This window comes from Ligilactobacillus acidipiscis DSM 15836 (genome assembly GCF_001435755.1).
Lineage (GTDB): Bacteria > Bacillota > Bacilli > Lactobacillales > Lactobacillaceae > Ligilactobacillus > Ligilactobacillus acidipiscis.
Genome location: NZ_AZFI01000284.1, coordinates 1 through 1,256, shown reverse-complemented (window position 1 = coordinate 1,256; position 1,256 = coordinate 1). Strand labels below are relative to the sequence as shown.

Sequence of the window (1,256 nt, the reverse complement as noted above, 5' to 3'; positions counted from 1 at the left end):
TTGACAAATAAAACGAGGGACCATTTGTGAGAAATAGTCCCTCTTTTGGGAGATACATTTGTTTTGATTGTCAAAAATTTTTTCTTTATTTGCTTATTTTTACTTTTTCCCTCCTAATTGATATTGTCATTCTATTTAAAAAATGGGATCCATGATTAAGCTATAAAACTTCTGTCTACATTATTTCCAGTCCTAATAACTTATATGAAGTAGCAGATTTCTGTTATTCTGGTAGTAGAAAGGACGATTTCTATGTCGGAAAAAGAAAAAAAGAAACAGCTTACAACGTTACTAACAAAATTGACTGAGATTACTACTGCACAGGCTAATAGAACAAATAATCAATACTTAGTTGACCTATTAAAAAAAGCCTCACATAAACTACAGTCTAATCAGCAAAATGCTATCACTGAAGCAAGAACGGTTTATCAAAATGCTAATACTATATGTTTTGTTAACAAAATTAGTTTAACTCCGGAAGAAAAAGGTTTGCTGGAAAAGATTAATAAATTAGCCCAGTCTAGTGGTGCTTTAGGTGGGCTCAATTCTTTTAATGCAACTAACACCTGGCTTGGAAATTAAAAATAAAATTCAGGGTCCATAATGTAGTAATGGACCCTCAGAAAGCTTGATTTAACAGTCTCTTAATGGCAAGCTACCAATTAAGGGGCAAAAACAATCAAATTAATAGCAAAAGATAGGAGAACAATCATGCCAGAACCAAAGAAAGATAATACGCAACTTTTCATAATTTTAGGATGGATTTGCACAGCTCTATCACTAGTTTTCATACCAATTTTATTTGGTGCCGGTGGAGTAATCTTTGGATATTTACTAAGAAGTAAAAACCAAGTACAACACGGAACTATAATGATGATAGCAGCAATTGCATGTGCAATTTTAGGGTCCCTACTAGGTGTGGCAACAGCAGGCTATTAATTTTATTCCAATTGCTTTATTGACGTTGAGCCTCGGAACCCTTAACAATCCCGAAACTTGTCGAATGGTCGGTTTAATAACTCACGCTATACCGACATTCGTCTCCAAGTTTAGTTAAGGGTTCTTCTCAACATCAATAAATTTTCTCGGCATAAATGCCGTGTTATAATTAAAATTCCTTTCTTGATCTATTTTTCACTATTATCACCTAAATATTAAAATAGCGAATACAAGAGCTACCAAAATTTCTAAGGGTAGCTCTTTATTTTTTGTTCAAAGATTTATTCGGTAGCGTCAAGAATCTTGTGTAAATGAAA

Annotated in this window: 2 protein-coding genes; both read left to right on the top strand. The window is 33.2% G+C overall.

Going from position 1 to position 1,256, the window contains the following annotated elements; translation table 11 throughout:
* Window positions 1-252 precede the first annotated feature (252 nt).
* Window positions 253-582 carry a bacteriocin immunity protein gene (locus FC65_RS10715; protein WP_082619100.1) on the top strand — a complete coding sequence of 110 codons (330 nt, stop codon included), beginning with the start codon at window positions 253-255 and terminating at the stop codon, window positions 580-582.
* 129 nt (window positions 583-711) lie between these two features.
* A complete protein-coding gene (locus FC65_RS10710; RefSeq protein WP_056972732.1) occupies window positions 712-939 on the top strand; it encodes a hypothetical protein in 228 nt (75 codons plus the stop codon).
* The last annotated feature ends 317 nt before the right edge of the window (window positions 940-1,256 follow it).

Bases quoted from the DNA above. Each gene is read 5' to 3' on its own strand.
- FC65_RS10715 (WP_082619100.1), top strand. From the start codon at position 253: ATGTCGGAAAAAGAAAAAAAGAAACAGCTTACAACGTTACTAACAAAA.
- FC65_RS10710 (WP_056972732.1), top strand. From the start codon at position 712: ATGCCAGAACCAAAGAAAGATAATACGCAACTTTTCATAATTTTAGGA.